This window comes from Pantoea sp. BL1 (assembly GCF_000963985.1).
In the GTDB taxonomy this organism is placed as follows: domain Bacteria; phylum Pseudomonadota; class Gammaproteobacteria; order Enterobacterales; family Enterobacteriaceae; genus Pantoea; species Pantoea rwandensis_B.
On record NZ_JZRH01000007.1, the window covers coordinates 42,700 to 62,662 of the forward strand.

The 19,963-nt window shown below is 52.5% G+C and carries 11 protein-coding genes and 1 pseudogene; 8 read left to right on the forward strand and 4 right to left on the reverse strand.

Features of this window, described 5'->3' with window-relative positions:
* The first annotated feature begins 30 nt into the window (after positions 1 to 30).
* The 5 genes and pseudogenes from gatD (at position 31) to VH86_RS04795 (ending at position 6,311) form a co-directional block, all read left to right on the forward strand.
* Complete coding sequence (gene gatD, locus VH86_RS04765; protein WP_045832100.1) at positions 31 to 1,095, forward strand: galactitol-1-phosphate 5-dehydrogenase; 1,065 nt, start codon at positions 31 to 33, stop codon at positions 1,093 to 1,095.
* Positions 1,095 to 1,952, forward strand: a complete 858-nt coding sequence (locus VH86_RS04770; RefSeq protein WP_045832101.1) for a tagatose bisphosphate family class II aldolase — start codon at positions 1,095 to 1,097, stop codon at positions 1,950 to 1,952. Before gatD ends, VH86_RS04770 begins: the two co-directional genes overlap by 1 nt.
* A gap of 503 nt (positions 1,953 to 2,455) precedes the next feature.
* Positions 2,456 to 3,595: pseudogene (locus VH86_RS25460) on the forward strand (IS3 family transposase).
* 432 nt (positions 3,596 to 4,027) lie between these two features.
* A complete protein-coding gene (locus tag VH86_RS04790; RefSeq protein WP_156150559.1) occupies positions 4,028 to 4,666 on the forward strand; it encodes a hypothetical protein in 639 nt (212 codons plus the stop codon).
* A gap of 151 nt (positions 4,667 to 4,817) precedes the next feature.
* A complete protein-coding gene (locus VH86_RS04795) occupies positions 4,818 to 6,311 on the forward strand; it encodes an EAL domain-containing protein (protein ID WP_045832103.1) in 1,494 nt (497 codons plus the stop codon).
* 287 nt (positions 6,312 to 6,598) lie between these two features.
* Here the strand turns inward: VH86_RS04795 and VH86_RS26330 are convergent, their stop codons facing one another.
* The 3 genes from VH86_RS26330 to VH86_RS04805 all read right to left on the reverse strand — a co-directional run bounded on the left by VH86_RS26330 (position 6,599) and on the right by VH86_RS04805 (position 9,353).
* The gene (locus VH86_RS26330; protein WP_197080193.1) at positions 6,599 to 6,793 is read right to left on the reverse strand and encodes a hypothetical protein; all 195 of its coding nucleotides are present in this window, start codon (positions 6,791 to 6,793) and stop codon (positions 6,599 to 6,601) included.
* Positions 6,727 to 7,464 carry a glycosyltransferase family 9 protein gene (locus VH86_RS04800; RefSeq protein ID WP_052696548.1) on the reverse strand — a complete coding sequence of 246 codons (738 nt, stop codon included), beginning with the start codon at positions 7,462 to 7,464 and terminating at the stop codon, positions 6,727 to 6,729. Before VH86_RS04800 ends, VH86_RS26330 begins: the two co-directional genes overlap by 67 nt.
* A 1,130-nt stretch (positions 7,465 to 8,594) precedes the next feature.
* A complete protein-coding gene (locus tag VH86_RS04805) occupies positions 8,595 to 9,353 on the reverse strand; it encodes a YdiY family protein (RefSeq protein WP_052696550.1) in 759 nt (252 codons plus the stop codon).
* Positions 9,354 to 10,347: 994 nt separating this feature from the next.
* Between VH86_RS04805 and VH86_RS04815 the strand changes: the two genes are divergently transcribed.
* The 3 genes from VH86_RS04815 (at position 10,348) to VH86_RS04820 (ending at position 16,604) form a co-directional block, all read left to right on the forward strand.
* Positions 10,348 to 11,520, forward strand: coding sequence for a glycosyltransferase family 4 protein (locus tag VH86_RS04815; RefSeq protein WP_045832106.1), 1,173 nt, complete (start codon positions 10,348 to 10,350; stop codon positions 11,518 to 11,520).
* A gap of 2,686 nt (positions 11,521 to 14,206) precedes the next feature.
* Complete coding sequence (locus VH86_RS25670) at positions 14,207 to 14,521, forward strand: hypothetical protein (RefSeq protein WP_156150560.1); 315 nt, start codon at positions 14,207 to 14,209, stop codon at positions 14,519 to 14,521.
* Positions 14,522 to 15,026: 505 nt separating this feature from the next.
* Entirely contained in the window at positions 15,027 to 16,604 is a 1,578-nt protein-coding gene (locus tag VH86_RS04820; RefSeq protein WP_045832107.1) for a diguanylate cyclase, read from the forward strand.
* A 1,475-nt stretch (positions 16,605 to 18,079) separates the two neighbouring features.
* Here the strand turns inward: VH86_RS04820 and VH86_RS04830 are convergent.
* Positions 18,080 to 19,861: a sensor domain-containing phosphodiesterase gene (locus VH86_RS04830; protein ID WP_045832109.1), complete on the reverse strand. Its 1,782-nt coding sequence runs from the start codon at positions 19,859 to 19,861 to the stop codon at positions 18,080 to 18,082.
* Positions 19,862 to 19,963 lie beyond the last annotated feature (102 nt).

Genomic DNA, 19,963 nt, shown 5'->3' on the forward strand with positions numbered 1-19,963 from the left:
GAGTTCCCCGTACTTCCCGGAGTTTACCCCATGAAATCTGTCGTGATTCACGCCGGAGGCAGCGTTACGGTTGAACAACAGCCGTTGCCTCAGATTGAAGCCAGAGATGATGTGCTGGTGCAGGTCATCTGCTCCGGACTCTGCGGTTCAGATATTCCGCGCATCTTTCACGCAGGCGCACATTTTTATCCCATCACGCTGGGACACGAGTTCTGCGGCCGCGTAGTGGAATCCGGCACGAGCGTCAGTGACCTTGACGTTGGCGACCTGGTCTCCTGCGTGCCGCTGCAACCCTGCTTTGACTGCGAAGAGTGCCGCCGCCAGCTCTGGTCACAGTGCCGAAATTACCACTTCATTGGATCACGCAGCGACGGCGGTAACCGGGAGTTCATCGTGGTGCCGCGCCAGAACCTGTTCCGCCTTCCGGCCAACACCTCGCCCGTTGAAGGCGCGTTCTTTGAGCCGATGACGGTCAGCCTGCACACCATTGAACTGGCAGGCGGCTGCCGCGATAAAGAGGTGATTATCGTTGGGGCAGGCACCATCGGCCTGCTGGCGATGCAGTGCGCTAAAGCGCTGGGCGCACGCTCGGTGACCGCCATCGATATCAATCCTGAACGACTGGCGCTGTCTCAGCGTCTGGGCGCGGATTACGTCTTTAACAGCGCCGAAATGAGCGCAAGCGACATCCAGAGTGAAATGAGCAATCGCCGCTTTGACCAACTGATCCTGGAAACCGCCGGGGCACCGCAGACGGTAGAACTCAGCATCCAGATTGCCGGGCCGCAGGCGCAGGTGGGACTGATTGGCACCCTGCACAAAGATCTCAACCTGAGCAGCGCCACCTTTGGCCAGATCCTGCGTAAAGAGCTGAAGGTGCTGGGCAGCTGGATGAACTACTCCGGGGCGTGGCCCGGCGTGGAGTGGTCACAGGCTACCGAACTGTTTGAAGCCGGAAAGATCGATCTCTCTGCACTCATCGCCGTACAGGGTGATGCTGATGTTTATGCCCGTGCCGTCGCCGATCTCAACGGAAAACCCATGAGCGGCAAAATCATGCTCGACTTCTCAACTAATGTCGGAGGACAGGCCTAATGTATCTCGTCTCTAATCGCGCCATGTTAATCAAGGCGCAGCAGGGCGGTTACGCCGTGCCTGCGTTTAACGTCCACAACCTCGAAACCGTGCAGGTGATCGCCGAAACTGCAGCGGAACTGGGATCGCCGGTGATTATGGCGGGCACCACGGGCACCTACAAATATGCCGGACTGGGTTATCTGGTGGCGATCTGTGAACAGGCGGCACAGAAGTACGATTTACCCATCGCGCTGCACCTCGATCATCATGAAGATCTGGCGGATATCGAAGCTAAAGTGAAGGCGGGCGTGCGCTCGGTGATGATGGATGCTTCGCACTTCGCCTTTGAGCAGAACATTGAAAAAGTGGCGCAGGCGGTGCGCCTCTGCCACCGCTACGATGCCAGTGTTGAGGCTGAGCTGGGACGCCTCGGCGGTCAGGAAGACGACATCGTGGTGGATGACAAGGACAGCTTTTTTACCGATCCCCTCAAGGCAGCAGAATACGTGCAGCACACCGGCATTGATTCTCTCGCCGTCGCCATCGGCTCGGCGCACGGCATGTATCAGGGGGAACCAAAGCTGGATTTTGCACGCCTGGCGCAAATTCGCGAGCGTGTGGATATTCCGCTGGTGCTGCATGGCGCATCGGGCATTCCTGAGGCGATGCTGCGGCAGTCCATTGAACTGGGTATCTGTAAAGTGAATGTGGCGACTGAACTGAAAATCGCCTTCTCCGATGCGGTAAAAGCTTTCTTCGGAGAGCACCCACACGCCAACGATCCGCGCGAGTATATGGAGCCGGGCAAGCGGGCGATGAAGTGCATCGTGCAGGAGAAGATCCGCATGTGCGGCAGCGAAGGCAAGCTCAGGTAGCAGGGCGTTAAAGATGGATATCGCATCGGTGAGGTCACTCTTCTGGTGTCGGTGAGGATGTTTCACAAGGAAGGAAACAACGTCACTCTTCAGGGGAGAAAAAGGCATATCAGTGGCTGGCTAAACCAAGCCAAGAACAGGAAACTTTTTAGCCGGGTGATTTTCCAGGATATCGAATGGCTGATGATACAAAATCAAAAGTTACATCCTGATGTGATGGAAAGACAGCTGTTAAGAATTTACCGTACGTCGCGATTTATTTGCCTGACGGCTGGATTGAGGATCTGTACAACGGTTGTGTTACTTTTTATATGTAATGATTCAGGAGTTTGCCGGGCTGATGGCGTTCTATCAGTTTGGAAAGTTTTGTCATCATTAAACTATTTTCCTTCCCAAATGCGGGAAAGGGGGCAACGAATGTTATGTTGAATTGGCTGCAAGCGAAGTATAATCGAGATGACCCTGTACAGAAATCCTGCTCCATTCAGAAACAGAATTCCGGCATGATATTCACTTACCTGAGCGGAGGTTGCGCCGATGAAAAGTCACGATTCATCAAAGAGCAGATTGTCTTTGCCCTGAAGCAGGCTGAACTGGGTACGCCCGTACCGGAAGTCTGCCGCAAGCTGGGCATCTCCGATGCCACGTTCTACATCTGACGCAAAACGTACGGCGGGATTTCTCCTTCAGAACTGAAGCATATGCGGCAGCTCGAGGAGGAAAACCTACGCCTGAAGAAGCTGGTTGCAGATCTGAGACTCGACAAGGCCATGCTGCAGACGTTCTGGCAAAAAAGAGCTGACGCTGGCACGCCTGCGCGAGTGGGTCAGGGACTTGCAGACCCGCTACGGCGCCAGTGAAAGACAGGTTTGTTTCGCGCTTAAGATCAGCCGTAGTTCGTACCGTTACCGCTCCGTTGCGGCTGACGACAGCGCGCTGCGGCTGCGCATCAGGGAGATAACCGAAACCCGCGTCCACTATGGCTACCGCAGGGTTCACGACATATTGAAACAGGAAGGCTGGCGCGATAATCACAAGCGTATTTATCGGCTTTACCCCAAGCAGAGATTATCGCTGCGGCTAAAACGCCCACGCCGCAATAAATCTGCGCTGAAACGTCAACCCCAGGCGCAGAGGCTGTATCCCAATCACGTATGGGGGATGGATTTTGTCTCTGATGCGCTGTTGGATGGTCGGCGGCTTCGCCTGCTGACGGTAATCGATCTCAACATGCGCGAATGTCTGTGGATCTGCTTAGGCCAGAACATGCGCTCTTCAGAAGTGGCTGAGATGCTGAATGTCATCGCGATGAGTCGTCCGTTACCGAAGCGCCTGAAAACAGATAATGGCTCTGAATTTGCGGGAAAAATGCTGGATTAGTGGGTTAAGAACGTAATATCCGGATTGACTTCTCACGGCCAGGTAAGCCCACGGATAATGCCATGGTGGAATCATTCAACGGCAGGTTGCGTCAGGAGTGTCTGAACGAGAACTGGTTTATTTCCATGGAGGATACCCGGTGCAAAATCTAGGCCTGGCGCATAGACTATAACCAGAGTCGTCCCCATTCTGCGCTGTGGTGGATGACCCCATCCCAATTCGCCGAAAAATCTGCTGGTTGCCAGAATAAACAACCAACCTGAATCCGATTATTCCTGATTAAGCATCGACATTTTCGGGGTCAGTGAATGCGATAGTATTTCAGAGGTCTGACATAAAGTATAAACGCTACTTCATCGCACAGACAGGAGCCGCTAACTACCACTGGACTTCGCAAATGCGTATTCCTCAATCCGTTTTCGGGCACACCGCGGTACCCGGACTGGCGTGATCGTCCGCTTCCATGAGTCTGAAATAAAAAAGCTTTATGTCTGAGCAGTGGCGGCCGATATCCAATGAGGACTTATTTCATCTTAAGGAAGACGATCATGGTCAGTACAGTAATAAATTACGGTATCACCGCGGACCTTTCAGTCAAACCGGAAAGAGACGGATATGATATCTCCCTGCCGGAAGAGGATGTCAGCCTGCTGAAGGCCAGTTAGTGTACTTTTACACCATCGCTGAGTCAGGATGTGATCGACAAAAACATGAATGACCTGCTCCAGTTGCATAACAGCATTATCAGTCAGAGCAGAAATCAGGTAAATGGCATCAGTAATGACGTGGATGAATACTTTCCATCGCTCCAGGCGGATTCATTCCTTTCCCGGGAAGAAATGTCCGGCCTTATTGCTGAAGCGCTGCAGTCGTATGATGGCTCAGGAAACGCCACCACGTTATCAATGGATCTGGCAGTCACGAAAGACATACTCAGTAAGCTCGTTGAGTCGTTCGTTCCGGAGGCCACTCAGGCGCAAAGCTTCAGCAAAGTTGATAAATTTATCTCCGCCAAAGTGTACGCACAGGATGATTTGCTGCGTGACATGATCAGCAGGTCGCTGGACATTGTCCGACAGTACGGTAATCAGTCTGACCATCAATATTTTCAGCAGCAGCTTGAGTTTATCAGCGCCGGAACACATGACACACAGAAAGAACGGGCTCAGATGATTTCAATCATAGCGAGATCTGATGACAGCACCGCGTGGCTATCAGCCCTGGCGCAGATGATAAGCAAAAAAGATGACAGTGACTTCTTCAGAGATATCAGCGCTGAGCATATTAATGACCTGAAAACCCGAGTTCAGTCATTCAATGGTAAAATCAGTTAAATGCAGAGTCTGCGCAGTGATGTCCCCATTCAGTATTCGCTGAATGGCTGAACAAGCACTGGTTATGTAACCACGCGCTCTGAAATTTAAGGGTAATATCAGCCTTTGAGGTTAACATAGCTGATTAACATCCGGCTATGGAGTCAACAGGATGGGAGCCAAACGTGATTTTCTAACGGTTATACGGCCATACGAGCGCCTGACAGCAGCGGTCATCATGACGCTCGCGCTGCTGTGTGCGGGCGTCATGACCGTATTGAGTCACTTCAGCAAAACGGAAGAGCAGGCCCGGAAAGACAAAAATCAGCGGGCCAGCGACTATGTCGCCTCTCTTTATAGGGAAGCCGAAACCGTCAGCCGCGCCGCGGAGCCTTTTGAAGAAGGTGCCTGTACGAATGAAGTGCTCACGCGGCTGCGTCATATCGTGGCAGTGAATCCCCATATCCGCTCCGTAAATCTCTATCCGGAGAACGGTACGGGTTGCTCATCACTCGAAGGCCGACTGTCGGAAAGGAAAGTCTCCTATTCAGAAGGCCATGTCCGTTTTTACACGACAATGAAACATGAGGACGGATACATTTATTACCTGGTTTATTTCAGATCGTCCGCCTCTTTAACCGGCGTAGCTGTTAATGGTTATTTTGTGCGGGACGCGCTTCGCTATATTTCCCCCGATGCTGCCTTCTATCCTCTACAGGATTTCATGAAGCTGAGTCCTGCGGGTTATGCCTGGAAAAGTTCACAATATCCCTTTGTGCTGGTTTCATCTGACTCCATTAACATCCGCAGGCTTCTTCTCCACAGCCGCGCGGTTGTTATTTTCATTCTTGGCGTCAGCCTGCTGGCGGGCTGGTTGACTTATGTCAGCACCGGTCTGATAAACACGCCGCGGTTTGCGTTGAAATACTATCTGTACAAAAAAAGCTTTTACCCGGTGTATCAGCCTGTTATCAGTACGCGAGACAGAAAGGTGGCGGGGCTGGAAATCCTCATGCGGTGCGGCAATAAAAAGGGGAATGAGGCCTCGCCGGCGCTTTTTATACCGCTTGCCGAACAGAGTGGAATGATTGGGGAGCTGACTTTACAGCTGCTGGAGAAGGTGCGGGAGGATTTTGCTATGTTGTCAGAAAAAGGCCTCTATCTCGCCGTGAATATCACTTCCGAAATCGTCGAAAACCCCGAAACCTTTCGTGGATTACTGAAGTTTACCGAACATGCACAGCGCTATGGACTGGACGTGCTTGTTGAGATTACCGAACGTCAGAGCTTCAGCCTGACAGAACAGCTGTCCGAAAAATTCGCCCTGTTACGCAAAGCCGGCCTACATGTTGCCATAGACGATTTCGGAACGGGATACTCTAATCTCTCCAGCATCACACAGCTGAATCCGGATTACCTGAAAATTGACAAGGATTTTACTGGCTACAGTATGGCAGGGGGGGTCAGGGAAGCAGTGCTGGAGAGCGTGCTGCATATTTCCGCAATCACGGCTATTCCCGTAATTGCGGAAGGCATTGAAACTCCCGCGCAATTCCAGTATTTGCGGGAACGAGGCGTATGGCTTTTTCAGGGATATCTGTTCTCTCGTCCCTGTGATGGCCGAAGCGTTTCAAATTATATTCGCGATTTTTACGTTCAATTTTAACCAGATGGGCATGGTGTAGGACACACCTGCAGAAACCTCCTGCACATTAACGGGTGGCACGGGATAATTTCCTTCAGGAGTCTCAAGCTGCCAGGCCCAACCGGCATGCTCTGACAACCTGCTGTCAGAACTGACGCCGTGATCTCTGGTAATGGTATCCGCCAGCCCTGTTGCTAAGTGAGCGCCTGCTGGTCAGATGAAGTGCTCTGCTATTGCTACCCGCTACAGTTAGTATTAGCAGGACGGACAGCCCCACACAGGCGGTCCGGATTTATAATGGGCTGAGTTCAGGCACTGGCAGGCGAGGCAGAAATCCATGCACCGGTGCCTGGCTCACCAGACGAGTTGATAAGCGGCTCGATCGCACGTATGACGTCTTCCGGGCTGATGTCATTCACGTGTTCACGGCTGCCCCTCAGAGTCTGATGAGGCACATGCCAGGGATGCCAGTGTGCCGGATCGCTGTTGCCATATAATGCCACGACCGGTAATCCGAGCGCGGCTGCAACATGTACGGCCCCCCCCCGTCGCTGCTCACCACTGCTGAACACAGGGAGAGCGCGGCTTTGAGTTCTTCCAGCGTGCGGGTAGGCACGGCCTCAAGTCCGTAGCCTGCCGCCAGTCCGGTGATGTATTCCGCCTTAATGTCGTCGCCCGGGTGCATGGGGTTCGAGCTGTCGCCGGGTGACCAGAATAGAAACATGCGGCATCTGTAGCGCTCAGCGATAAGGCGGGCAAGCGTGATAAAGTTACCGGCGGACCACTGCTGGCCCGGTTTTCGTGCGCTTATCTGCAGGGCGATAATTCGCTCATCCGGCGTAACGCCACAGGTCAACCTGAACTTCTTTACCAGATCAGGGGCCGGGTAGACGCTGCTCTTCCCGAGGTTAAACCGGCGCAGCGGCGGTGCGTCCGTTACGGCTGCAGCTAGCCTGAAAAGCCTTTCAGCAACGTGCAGGGTGCCCTCAGCCCGGGACACACGCCTGTCAATCAGCGGATGTGCTTCATCCCCGAATGCGATAACGCGCTTTGCGTCTATGCCGGCAGCCCACTTGACCGAATGCGAATCCCAGGACGATTTAGCGATAATCACCGCGTCATATTTTTCCTTTCTCAGCCTGAATATGGTTTTTATTCGTACGGCGGCAGCCATGATAAAGCTGATCAGGTTTTACAGTGTTTGGATTTGCTGTACTCATGCACCTTGCGGATTATGGCTGAACACCGGCGATGCATAGCTGTTTGTCAGCACATCTGTGGTCGCTCCGTGGATGGCGGACAGGTGCGCAATGAGCGGCGTGGCAAGTATGCTGTCGCCTATGTTGTCTCTGCAGATGACCAGTATCTTCACCTTTAATTACCTTTTTGAAATCATTAACGAAGGGTAAGAGTCCGGGTAATCATTTCCGTTCAGGGAGGCCTGAAGGTTTTTCACCGAATTTCATATTCAGCGCATTAGGCTTACAATTGACATAACTTCCGCTGTCGCGGATAAATTTTTTTCTCAGAACAATATTCCTGACATCGAGTTTTGCGTGAAGCATGAAGTCTGACCTTTTCTCTGAGACACTACGCAGTCGCCATAAGGCCGTATACAGTTAAAGCTTTTAAGACCAGAAATCATCCCGGCGTCAGAACGGTCTTACTGGCCATTATTTGAAGCTGCGCTGACGGGCGGATTACCAATGCGCATACACATGGTCGCCGGCGCGCTGTATGTCCGGCATTGGGCTACTGTTATTATCCGGACTTTTTTGGCTGAGGTCAGCCGACTGAGCGGAAGGTGGCCACCGCTGAAGCGCGTCTAAACTCCCTGCTTTCCGGGACGGAAGTGATGCTCTGGAAACAATCTGACATCGTTCATGTGACTGTGTGTCAGCCCCTGGAGTGGAAGGTTTTCGGCGGTGCCCCCGGAAGGGGGGCAAACGTACTGCATCATTCCCCCTGCTGAAGTTCACCTAACCTCAGGGAGCAATCTTACTGTCTGAGGCCCGCCGAACGTCCATCATCAGGCAGGCCGCTGATTCCGCCTGCTGTCTGTATTACGCAGATGCTGAACGTCAGCCTGACCTGCCTCCGGACCCGCCGCTAGGGCCATATCCCGTCGGAAAGTGGTACTGTTCAGCTTAACGCCACTAGCAGCAGAACCATTTTTCTCATCTTCATCTCCTCAGAAGCCATCAGCGTATCAGACAGGATGTCAGGCCGAACGCGTGGTTTGATAAGGTATCTCCAGGGGGAGCGAAAATTGATGTCCCGGTTCCGGAATGCAACATCGCTGCATCAGGGAATGTTATAAACAATGGACACCTGCGTTTTTGTGTCGGTTTTATCCGGCGCCGTGGAAGGCGGCATGGAATTGTGCGTGTAGTTATACGTCACTTTCAGGGCGAACCTTTTATTTAGGTCGACTCTCAGGCCGGTTTCGGAATTGAGAGTGGAATCCCTGGAAGCAAGCACTGAAACGCCCTGTATAAAATAAGCAGCGTCAGTGAGTTTGTAAGAATAGCTGAGGGCAGTATAGGCAAGCGCATTGGTCGTTTCGTTTCCGTCAGTGAACTCATCATGCCTGACGCCAGGGCCAACCTCAGCGCGCATAGTATGAAGCGGCCCGCTGAATATCTGCCTGCCGTATCCGGCTACCGCGGTGTAGCGGCCTCGGTACCCGTTGAATCTGTCGCCTGACCACCCGCTCTGTCCGAAAAGGAAATTTTTGCCGTCCAGGTTATGCCGCAGGCGCAGGCCCGCCTGATATTTCTCGGAGGAGCGGGTGTCATCAGAGCTGTAGTTGTAGGCTTCTCCCCAGAGGCTGTAAGCGTTCGCCCTATCAAACCAGGTCAGCGTTGAATCAGCCGAAAGGGTGGACGTACGGGAATTACCTCCCTGATGGGCGTAGCTGCCCTGAACGTTACCTGCAAAATCACTTTCAGCCGTGGAAGGATCATCAGGAACGGTAAATATGTCTACGCTGGCCGGGGCCCCCGCCGAAAAAAGGCTCAGGGCAAACAATGGCATGCAGCGCATTGAGGTCAATGCTTTCAATTCATCAGCTCACATGTAAAAAAATAAAGCTTATACGGACTGAAAATCTTTTCCTGCGGGAAGTCGCTAAGGCATCGTAAAAATCATTAAGGATTTCATAAAGATGGGAGGGATTATTCACGCCATTGTGTGACCTCGGCAGCAGCACGACCGGCACACAGACGCGGGTCAGTCCGTTACCCAGCGCAGCCACGAGTGCGGGGCTCAGGGATCCGACCGGCGGGATGGTGCTTGGAGCCCGTCATCTTCCGAATCGCGGCGCCATTACCTGACTTAAGATGCCACCCTGACTCAGAAACAAAGGTGATGGCAGCCAGCGCGACCATCTGCATCAGCCGGGTCACAGACAGGCTCTCCATCCAGCCTGCCATCCGTCAGAGAGATGAAGCGGATGAGGGTACGGGTGACTCAACTGCAGCGCATGCAGCCCGGCAGGAGCGCTGAAAAGCTGAAAAGCTGCATGGGAAAAATGGTATCCGTACAGAAGAGCGCATCAGTGCCCTGCGGGTGGAAACAACAATGTTTCAGGTGAGTAGCATCACCCTTAAATCCCTGAGTTGCTGCGCCATTATTTCGCCTGTAAATAACTGGCCCACCCGCTTCCGCGCGAAACACCTGTTCTGTCATCAGGCAACGCCACCCTCCCGGTGCGCGGCTATCACTTCCTCCCGAATACTACGTTCCGGCCCCTGCGTCGTGGCTGTATGCCTGAACTGTGTTCCTCCAGAAACAAGTATCAGTACCAGAACTTTCTGAAAAATTCTGTTCCTAAGAAGTACCTTTCTGCGCGGTACAGGCCCGGAGCCCGGGTTAAACCGGGTTGTCCTGCAATCTGCACTGCTCGGGCATTTCTCTGAATGTTCCCTGAATGTGAAACCGCCGCTGGAAAATTAATGTCATCTGATCAAAAGTCGCATTTAGATATCTTTACGTTATAAGAAGTTAATTTACGTTGCGTTCATCTTTTGCCGATTTGTTTCACGCCGGGGGAAATATGAAAATCATCGTGGGGGGTACGGGTTACCCTGAAAAAAGAAACATCCTGACTGATGGTTTACATGACTATCAGGACTACCGACTCAGGAATGTCTGGACCTGGGCCAACGCTGTCAGACAGAAGTTACTGCGCCGCAACAAGTTGTTTATCTTTCGTCCATTTCCCTTTTTCTCCTCAGATGACGCAGACATCATTCATCTGTTCAATGAGGTCGCAACCGGTGCGGGCAGCTGGGTGGCAACCTTTGAAACCGAACTGCCCCGCGTCCTTCCGATCAGGGGGATTGATAAATTCACCAATCCCGAACTGTCCCGGGAGCTCAGGCATGTCAGCTCACCGGGCTGCAGGGGTATCATCGCTATATCCGAAGCCACCCGGCAAATCCAGTTGCAGTTACTTGAGCACTTTCCGGCTGAGCGGTCGGCTATCCTTCCTAAACTGCACGTCCTGCATCCACCTCAGCCGGTTCTGCAGGAGAGGATCGCAAAGACGGTGGGAGGCCCGTTGACCTTTACCTTTGTGGGAAATGAGTTTTACCGGAAGGGAGGCGCTGAAGTCGTGCTTGCTTTCAGTCAGCTGCTCAGGGAAGGCGCGCTCAGCGCGAACGATGTGCGTGTCAATATCGTGGGCGATACGAGCAGGACGCACAACGTGGGGCACGGAAATTTTCAGGACGACGCGACGTTTCGGGGAAGCATTGAAAAAGCGCTCCGCGAAACGCCGGTCTTTCAGCCATTCACCTCTCTGGCCAACAACGCGGTACTGCAGCTTATCCGGTCCACTGACGTCGGGCTGCTGCCCACGTGGCAGGACACCTACGGTTTTTCCGTCCTTGAAATGCAGGCGTGCGCCTGTCCGGTGATCACCACAAACATCCGGGCGCTACCGGAGATTAATCCGGATGAAGCGGGCTGGATGATACGCTGCCCGCTGAATGGATCGTTCGAATTGAGCGTAAAGTCTAAGGAAGAGAAACAACGGCTGCGCATAAGCATGGTAGAACAGCTTAAAAGGATAATTATGGATATCATGAAAAACAGGGCCCAGCTTGAGAGTAAGTCAGCAGGTTCATTAAGGCGCATACGCGCAGAGCACGATCCCCGTCTTTTTCAGCAGCGGCTGAACGCGGTGTACAGGGGAGAAAAAATGCCGGAACCTGCCAGAAAATGAAGCATGTACCCGGATGGATCCTGGCATTCATTCTGGTCGCGACAGCCCTGACGCTGATACCCCATGGCATCCGGGTCGTCAGGGAGCACGTAAAACCCTGGGTGCAGTACTGCCGTGACCCTTTCACTGCCAGACATGCTGTCATCCGATGTGCGGATATTGAGCCCTGATGTCCCCGGACTGAGCAGCAGCGATCGCGCCGGCGGCAGAAAGCCACCCCAGCGACATCGATACGCCGGATGATGCCGGCGCCGGAGGTACTCGCCCCATGCGGCGATACTTTCACGCCGGTAATTAATGTAAACCATAGCAGTAAAAAAGCCCGCACAGCGAGTGAGCTAAAGCGCGGGCAATCTTTGGGGGTAACTATCGAACCCTCTGGTTTGTTACCATCATGCACTTTCCAGCAACAAAAGTTGCAATCTGAGCCGCCTGGACGAAGAAAATAAACCGCTTCTGAAAATGGATCGGGCGTTCAACTGCGGTTTGTGATGTACAACATCACATCACTCATATTGAAGGGATATGGAACGCTATTAGAAAAAACTGAGATCGTTATATAAACTGAATTTAGTATAATGGTATGATTTTTAGCATTAAGAATTAACCACGTATGTAAAGTGTTAACTCTTGGATCTTATTGTAAATATCAGAAATCCTTAAGACAGTAAGTCCCGATTATACCTGAATACAGATGTGACAGTTTTGGGGGCAAAAAAAAGCCCGGGCAAGTGAGTCCGGGCGGCATAATTAAATGCCTGATATAACAATAGAGTGTTGATAATTCCGAGGAGAACCGGAACGCTCTTATGATAGAGGTGGTTCCTGAATAGTCCAATCGTTAGTCACAAAAAAACCCGCGCAGAGGCGGGTAAAAAATTCGTTCAACTGGAAATTCTCTTTTCGTACGCATAACGCTTGCTGTGTGTATATGAATACGTCGCTATTATAGCAACATAAACTTGAGCGTTTTGAAAAGTTCCATGATAAGAATTTACTGGATGGATTAGCCGATTTGGTACGGTTTCAGAAGTGATAGTTTCGTAATTAAAAAATCCCGGCACTGATGGCGTCCGGGCTGCACATAGGGTGCCAATCATGATCAATCGGAGTATGCCGTTAATACAGAGAAGTAGAAGCAACATTTTGATATTAGGGTGAGCCCGTAAAAATTCCAGCGAAGCGGTACAATCAGTGACGCAAATCTTTAGGTCAGTCAACTCACAAACATACGCGCTGATATCGCGGTTGCTGAATTTTAAGGGCGCATTGTCTGCAGATCCAGAGGGATGACTTCGTCAGCAGTATTCGCACAATATCTTTAAACAATACAACGCCGCGCAGCCCGGCAGGCTTCTCGCTATTAAGCGTCGGCGCTCGCGCATGAGCTGAACCGCACGTTCAGGAAGGCCTGCAGGCGGTTAATATTTGCTGGGCCAGCCGCGTCACCTTTCAGCCATGACCGTCGAACCGTCTGTACGATAGCTCTGAAGCAGTCGACGACTCTGTATGTTTGTAATACCAGAATTATTAGCAACAAGGTGGGTTGTCATTTGCCGGTCGACAAATTCCTGAATGATTCAAGCCGATTAACTGTGTCATTAAAGAAAAATCCGAACAAAAGTTGCCACAACAAGATCATCATCAGGTAGCCCGACTCGGACAGGTCTGTGGCTTTTTGTAGCCAGTGCACATAATTATACCTATCATGAAAGCTGCAGGTTCTGCTACCTATCAAGCCTGACAGCCATGAATTAATTAAAATATTCTTTCTCAAATATATTCATCGGGTCACATATTCTGAATGTCACAGCCCCTTTTAGAGGGGATTATTATATCAGATTGAATAACTCAATTTGTTATTGATCCCGCTGAGAGGCCTTACTGTACCTAGAAGATTTAGTCTGACTTTGTTAGCCGAAAGAAGTTTTTTGCACTCCGTATGTGATTAAATTAGAAAATTGCGAGCGGGAAGTGAAAAAAGTCCGCTTTACGCTAAAATTAATTTCCCGTAACTGGAAATTCAGGTCATATCAGACAGCTATGAACTATAATGACGTTCTTCCATGCGAAATGGTAGGGAAATATTTCTCTGGTAGTTTTTCATCTTATAAGAAACTCATGACGCAGGTTATCTCTGTTGAACGTAACGGTGGAGGTTTCCTTGTTACACACACTTTCAACGGCCGCATCAGGAAAACCGCCTTGTCTGTGTTCAGGCTTCGCTTTCCTTTTATTTCTTAACCGTTTTTACTCACGTGCTGTCATGGATATTCGATTTACATGACAGCTGGCTCTGATAAGCGTTGCGCTGAAGGCATCCTGTCAGCGTACGAAATCTCACTTTACTGAAAAGAGAAACTGCTGGGTATCCTGACATCAGAGAATATTGCGGACTCTCACCGGACAGTTCAGCATTACCGTATCGCTGACATAAAACAAAGTCGGTTTTATGTCAGATAAATCCCTTATCCCTTATCCCTTATCCCTTATCCGGTTGCGGGATCATTAAAGTGTCCCGTGGGCAGGTGATGTCATCATCAGCGTATGGGCAGCATGCCTTGCGATCCGCGGTTTACTGGAATGACCACATCTGGCCTTGAGAGGATCTATTGGGGAATTTTAATTTATACAGTTTCTTTAACCTATACTTATCTTTAATTCCGGGATTCAGATGAGGGTACAGATGAACACTTTACTTACGGTTGAATATGAGGTTCAGATAAAAAGACTGGCTTGTCTGCATCAATCAGGAGAGGGATATCAAAGCATTAAATCTGATATAAATGCAGCACTAATGCATCTGAGCGGAGAGATTGGTCTAGATCCCGGAGACCGAGTTGCGACATGGAGTGAGCTGCACACCTCTCTTAAGAGGTCTCTTTTAATCTCTGCTGACCCGCACTGGATTAATGTCATCCGGTTTGCCCTTTCAAGGATAAAATCCTACAAGCAAAATGCTCTTGTGTCCCGTTCGGGTAAAAGAACGGCTCATACTTGATGGCTATTCAAGCGCTTCAGAGGCTTGGTGGCTAACGCGCTTTTTAGCATTAGATAGACCCCGAAGATCCCTACTTTAGTATAAAGTAACCGGTTGCACAGGCTGTTTTACCATGTGTTCAGTGAAAACTTTATCACAGAAAGACGCGCGCCAAAGCCGGTGAGCGGGGTTCAACTCTTGAGTTGGGGTGGAGGTGTGACAACATTGTGGCATAACGTTCGGCCTGAAGACCAGTAAGTAATATCTCATTGATTTGAGCCCCTGACAAATTCCTGCCAATTAAGATAACCGGGCTTTTGAGCAGGTCGGTTACCTTGCAGACATGAAATCAGCCCGTTTCAGAGATGGCTTACGGAAGCCATCTTCTGCCATATGAGGCAGTGTATATCGTGCAGGTCATGCTATCTAACACACCAAACGACAGCCTTTTACTGGTGTACTTGCGGCTTCAATCAGGTGGTTTATCGTTATATTGTAAAAATACTTCCTCCGGACTTTGGTCGCTATGCTTCCTGGTAAATTACGTCTCCGTACGTTGCTCATATTACTTTCCGTCGGCGGAGTGATACTGACCGCCTGCCTGCTGCTCGGATCGCTGCTGATTTTTCAGAAGGGCAACATTGAGGACAGCCTGCTTGAGAGTAATATCGCCTATGCGCGTAAGCTCGCCGACACCACCGACCGTTATCTGAGCACGGCGCAGCGTGAGCTCGCCTGGAGCGCCGGGCAGATTAAGGGGCTTAACGATCCGGGACACCTTCGGGACGAGACCGATCGCTTGCGGCTGCAGTCGGGCTTTTTTAATACCGTAGTGGTGGTTAACCGCGACGCCGTTATCGCCGCGACCTCGCCGGAAAGCCTTAGCCTCATCGGCATAAAGCTGCATTCCGACGCCAGCAGACAGGCTATCACCACGCAGAAGCCGTTTATCTCATCGCCCTTTACCTCTGCTACAGGTAACTACGTGATCTTCCTGTCGCAGCCTCTGTTTACACCGGACGGAAGTTATCTGGGCTACATAGGCGGCACTATCTACCTCAAAAAGCAGAGCATGCTGAGCGACATTCTCAGCCTGCATTTTTACGCCCGCGGATTCAGCGTCACCGTCGTCAGCAATGACGGCCTCATTATATTCAGTCACGACCCGGCTCGAGTGGGAAGCAGAATGGCGTTGAACTCAGCGTTGCAGAAGCGACTTGCCACCACGGATAGCGGGCGGTTCAGCACGGAAGTTGACGGGCAGAAGTTCCTGACGGGCTACGCCAGCCTACATAATACCGACTGGAACATTTTCATTGCAGGAACCTCTGAAACAGTCCGGGATATCCTGGTGCGAACCGCAAAAAATGCGCTGTGGTTCCTTCTGGGGATCATTGTCCTGACGGTCGCTCTGGTGATCCTGGTGGCCGGGCGTATTGCCTATCCGCTGGAGAAGCTGGCCGGTATGGTGCGAAATGAAGGCAGTGAAGCGTCGTTCGATTCGGTACCGGCCTGGTATTATGAAGCCGACAGCCTGAAGGAAGCCGTAAAGTATCACCGTCACGCGGTGGCGGCTCGCATGGCTGCGCTCAGCGACGAGGCCATGAGCGATCCGCTTACCGGGCTCTGCAACCGCCGTGGCTTTACGCTGCTGGCAGACAGGAACCGTGATGACGCAACTCAGTGCGTCATAGCCATTGACATCGACCACTTTAAAAAAATCAACGACTGGTACGGCCATGAAGCGGGTGATGCGGTACTGGTAAGCCTTGCCGGCCTGCTGCGGCAGAACTGCCGCGCGGGTGACGTGGTCAGCCGTTTTGGTGGAGAAGAGTTTATTGTCCTTCAGCCCCGGACGTCAGTGGAAGATGCGGCCCGGACAGCGGAGCGCATCCGCGAATTAGTCAGCTCCACAACGTTCCCGTACGTGGGGGTCATGACGGTCTCTGCCGGAGTAGCCGCGCTGGCAGACAGTGCCGGAGACAGGGATACAATGCTTCGCCGGGCAGATGAAGCACTCTATCATGCGAAGAGCGCAGGGCGTAACGCGGTGATTGTAGCAGGTCCCGGGAGTGTCTGGCGTCGTGAAGAGCAGGGATCATGAGCACTCTTCTTTTTTGGCAGCATTTCTGTCGCTGGGGGCCCGCGATGCAGGTCCAGAGCAATGTAAAATTCTTTGTGAGGGCCACCCCTCTGCGCTGTTTTTGTTGTTTGATGCTCAGCAACCGGAAATAGTGTGAGGAGTGACTCTGTTCTTTAACTGCATTGCTGCAATCAGCGCCATACATTAACAGAGAGAGCCTTTGCGGTTATAATCTGCATCTCTATGACCTGATTCGCCGGATAAGCAACAGCACTGTAAAAAGGTTATGATAAAACTGGCTCCGAAGCATTTTCGGCTTCTTTCCCTGATGCAGGAAAGAGAATCGGTACCGGCAGACATAATGCCTGCCGTAATGGCGACGCTGATAAGACTGCGGCTGGCCGAATTTTTTTACGGCGAGGAATGGCGAAGGGTCAGTGAGCGCTACCGCCTGACGGCGAGGGGAAAAAGGGTTCTCATGGCGTACGATGCCAGGATTAAGCGGGACCAGCAACGCAGCAAATGTCAGGGAAGTAGCAGGCGGTGCGAGAAAAAACCTGAGTCTGACATAACGTAAAATTTGGCAGCAATTAAGCCAGTATACGTCAGTAGGCCGTACTTTGTTCCGGACTGCACACATGCTCCCACGTAAATAACTTTTTTTTATAAAAATCGTTTTTCTTTTCATTTTTCCCGAGCAGAAGAAGTCATTATCTCTGAACCCTGAGAGAACCACTGCTACAACGCTTATTGTAGCAGTGGTTCTTCTGCGATGATTTAACGTCTGTACGCTCCAGCTGATGTGTAGCAGGATATTCATCTGAGGCTCCCCCACAGATGACAATCAGTAAAGTTATCTGTCTGCACGGTTTAGAGATAGGCTAGTCATCACCCTTGACGAAGGGTTCACACGAACTAAGCTTCTCCTGATTCTAATAACAACTGCAGTATGAAATCCGCATTGCTATGCCGCGCCCATCAGCGCGGTTTTTTTTATGCTAATAATCACCTTCCTGACTGTTAAGACTCTAATCGTCAGGAGTGAAACAAATCATTAAATGTTTTTTTCATCTATGTTACCGTCATCCCGCGATGATACTTGTCGCGAATTTCTTTGCTTTTTTCCGCCCGACATACCTGGTCAGGTTGCGGAACTTTTTTATCATCTCCCTGAGTCAGTGCCCCTTTTTTGCTTTTGCTGCCTATTAACGGCGTCGCAAGTTGAGTCCGGACTTCGGTAGCCCGCAGAATCTGATCCAGCTCCCCTTGTAGCTGTTACTGACTGTTCTGATGACGCGTTGCGCCATCAATGGCCATCAGCACGGTTGCCTACATCCGCGCTTACCGGCTTAATACCGGCAACCTTATCATTGCCGAGCTTTAGGCGCCTGAAGAGGCATTGCGCAGTATGCACAGCCAGGGCATGTTGATGAGGTCATTGTGCATTCCCAGGCAGCCTTCCGTCAGCAGGGTAGCTCATTCCTGCGCGGCCGTTGTCAGCACTGACCACGCAGCTTCCAGCCCAGCCACTCGTCGAGTTCACCTTCCGGCAGCGGTCGGGAGTAGAAGAAGCCCTGCGCCTGGTCGCAGCCGTACTGCGTAAGTGCGTTAACCGTTTCTGCATCCTCCACCCCCTCTGCCAGCACCGTGTAATCCAGCTCCTTCAGCATCGCGATGATGCTACGCGCGATGATGCGCGATGCGGTGTCTGACGAGATTTCGCTGATGAGCGTGCGGTCCAGTTTGATGACGTCCAGCGGCATGCGCCGCAGGTAGCTGATATTGCTGTAGCCGGTGCCGAAGTCGTCCAGCGAAATGCCAAATCCCCTGAGCTTCAGCATCTCCAGACCCTGCATCGCCGCCGGGCTTTCAATAATGCGCTCGGTCTCCAGGCACTCTATGCCCAGCAGCGAAGTGGGCAGCTTTGCCCTGATCATTTTTGCTTCCAGTGCGTCGGCAAAACCCTCACGCGAAAAGTCTCTGCAACTGACATTGATGGTCAACGGGAGCTGGATGCAGCTATTGCGCAGGCGGGCAAGGCGCGCGATCGCGCGATCGGTTACCCAGGCTGTAAGCGTGCTGAGCAGCTCAGTCTGCTCAGCCAGCGGCACAAACAGCGCGGGAGAGAGTTCGCCGCGCTGAGGGTGACGCCAGCGCGCTAGCACCTCCAGGCCCACAGGGCGGCCGCTCTGCAGGCAGATTTTGGGCTGGTAGGCGAGCCACAGACCTTTGTCTTCCTGCAGAGCGGCTGCCAGATCGTTTATCAGGGTAAAGTCCTGGGTGTGACGGGCATCGGATGCCGGGCTGAAGCGCATCGCGGGAACGCCGCGCCCGATGGCTTCGTGCAGGGCACTGACCGCGCGGCGTAGCACCTCCTGCGCCGTAATGCTGCCCGTGGTAAAGGCCACCTCGCCGGTGTGGGTGCTGAGCGCCACGGCGATGCCGTCGCCCAGGTCGGCGCTGATCCCCTCCAGTCGTCCTGCCACCCAGTCCGCGGTGAGCCGGCTGTCGTCACGCGTCAGCACGGCAAAGCGGCCGGTGGCAACGGTGTAGAGCAGCTCGCCAGTGGCAGGACGCAGCCGCAGCGGCAGCAGCGTGGCTACGTCCTTCAGCAGGCTCTCCACCGGACCCATGCCCATCGAACGCGCGAGCTCATAGGCGCGCGGCATGTCGATGCAGTCAATCAGCACCAGCCGGCGCGGCGTATTGTCCCCCGCCACCGCCAGATACTGAAGGTCACGGATAAGGCGCTGGCGGTTAGGCAGGGCAGTGACCGGGTCAGCAAACCCGGCGGAGTGCCAGGCCTCCAGAAACGACATCACCAGCGCGGCCAGCAGCTTCAGGGTGGTGACTTGCTCAGCGCCAAACGGGTGCGGTGCGGTGTCCGTGACGCACAGCGTGCCGAGCACGATGCCCTCCCGGTTTTTGAGTGGCATGCCGGCATAGAAGCGGATGTAGGGCGCGCCGGTGATGAGCGGGTGCGTCACAAAGCGGGCGTCCAGCCAGGTGTCGGGCACCACCACTGCGCAATCATTATCCACCGCGTGGCGGCAAAGGGAGTCTTCACGCGAGGACTGCGTGAGGGCGAAGTTGTGTGCGGCCTGCACGTGCTGGTGCTCGTCGTCCAGCACGGAAATAAAGCTTCCGGGGATGCCGAGCGCCTGGCTGGCCAGCCGGACAAACTTGCGCAGCACGTCATCGCGACTTTCATCGGGACTGCGCAGCGCTTTCAGCGCCCGCGCGCGGCGATCGTCGTCGCCGTTAAGATTCATCAGCATGGGTTCCTCCGCCCCGGCCTGGTTCCGGTGCGAAATTATAAAGATAAAGTGGACGGTAACGGACCGTTATAAAAGGCAGTAACTGCGAAAGGAAAACATGAT

Excerpts from the sequence above, each read along its gene's own strand:
- gatD (WP_045832100.1), top strand. The coding sequence starts at position 31 with ATGAAATCTGTCGTGATTCACGCCGGAGGCAGCGTTACGGTTGAACAA.
- VH86_RS04770 (WP_045832101.1), top strand. The coding sequence starts at position 1,095 with ATGTATCTCGTCTCTAATCGCGCCATGTTAATCAAGGCGCAGCAGGGC.
- VH86_RS04795 (WP_045832103.1), top strand. The coding sequence starts at position 4,818 with ATGGGAGCCAAACGTGATTTTCTAACGGTTATACGGCCATACGAGCGC.
- VH86_RS04800 (WP_052696548.1), bottom strand. The coding sequence starts at position 7,464 with ATGGCTGCCGCCGTACGAATAAAAACCATATTCAGGCTGAGAAAGGAA.
- VH86_RS04815 (WP_045832106.1), top strand. The coding sequence starts at position 10,348 with ATGAAAATCATCGTGGGGGGTACGGGTTACCCTGAAAAAAGAAACATC.
- VH86_RS25670 (WP_156150560.1), top strand. The coding sequence starts at position 14,207 with ATGAACACTTTACTTACGGTTGAATATGAGGTTCAGATAAAAAGACTG.
- VH86_RS04820 (WP_045832107.1), top strand. The coding sequence starts at position 15,027 with ATGCTTCCTGGTAAATTACGTCTCCGTACGTTGCTCATATTACTTTCC.
- VH86_RS04830 (WP_045832109.1), bottom strand. The coding sequence starts at position 19,861 with ATGCTGATGAATCTTAACGGCGACGACGATCGCCGCGCGCGGGCGCTG.